We start from the raw sequence: 969 nt of genomic DNA, 5'->3' as shown, positions 1-969 counted from the left end.
ATATTATTTCATCCTGGAACTGAACTGCATAAGTGTTTTTGCCTATTTCGCCTAAACCACCCAGGGCAAAAACTGCAGTTTGATCATTCTTAACAAATTTCATAAATTATCTTTCTCCAATACTTTATAGTCTTCATTTTGTTGTTCATAACTAAGATATGCTCCCTTAACTTCTTGAACAGATTCAACATTATAGCCACGGTCAGCAATTTTTGTACGGACGTCTCTGACTGACTCACCTTCAATAAAAAGGGTTTTTGTATTTTCTCTAACAGGTACTTCTGTGATGCTTTCTTGATAATATACTTTAAATATCATTACAATATCGCTCCTAACTTGGGTCATAGCTTTTTCTATTATATAAAACATTTTCATCTTTTTCATTTATTTTCTTTGGAAAACATTAGTCTTGTATGAAAAGTATGTAAAAAAGAATCGTTGTTTTTACAATTTACAATAACGAAGGAGCCCTTCGCAAGTTTGAAGGGCCCTAAATAAATTTAGGCAATGGGATTTATGCAATGGATTTTTTTCGTAGTAAATCATTCCACTGTTTTAAGAGCTTCTTTCTCAGCTTCTTTAACATAGTGGATCATCTCCTTATCTCTTATTTTATACGAACCTTGTCCAATGTAAAGTAAGCGATGGCAGATTATTGAAGTTTTTTTAAAATAAGAGTATTTTTACTTTATTATATGAAGAAAAATGCTGATTCAATCATGGTTAAACATGGAATTACAGTGACATTATAAAAAAATAGCAAAAGAACCGACCCGTAGGCCGGTTCTTTTGTTTTTTACAACTTTAATTTGGGGCGTTTTATCGCTCGATTGCAATAGCACCTTCGATCGGTCTTAATGGATCTTCATGATTAATATAATCATAAAACATAATCCCATTTAAATGATCAATTTCGTGTTGAAAACAAATAGCAGGTAGTCCTTTTAAACGAAGTTTCACTTCTTCACC

At 31.9% G+C, this 969-nt stretch carries 3 protein-coding genes; all 3 read right to left on the bottom strand.

The window, feature by feature from the left end:
* A partial coding sequence (locus V7659_RS30115) for a hypothetical protein (RefSeq protein WP_335543692.1) occupies positions 1-103 on the bottom strand: 103 nt, incomplete at its 3' end.
* Positions 100-318, bottom strand: coding sequence for a DNA-dependent RNA polymerase subunit epsilon (locus V7659_RS30110; protein ID WP_335543689.1), 219 nt, complete (start codon positions 316-318; stop codon positions 100-102). The genes V7659_RS30115 and V7659_RS30110, both read right to left, overlap by 4 nt.
* 501 nt (positions 319-819) lie before the next feature.
* The coding region (locus V7659_RS30105; protein WP_335543691.1) for a peptide deformylase at positions 820-969 on the bottom strand (150 nt) is incomplete at its 5' end.

The organism is Neobacillus drentensis, assembly GCF_036966985.1.
GTDB lineage: Bacteria > Bacillota > Bacilli > Bacillales > Cytobacillaceae > Neobacillus > Neobacillus drentensis_E.
The sequence above is the reverse complement of the archived record's forward strand: the minus strand, read 5'-3'. Positions and strand labels throughout refer to the sequence as shown.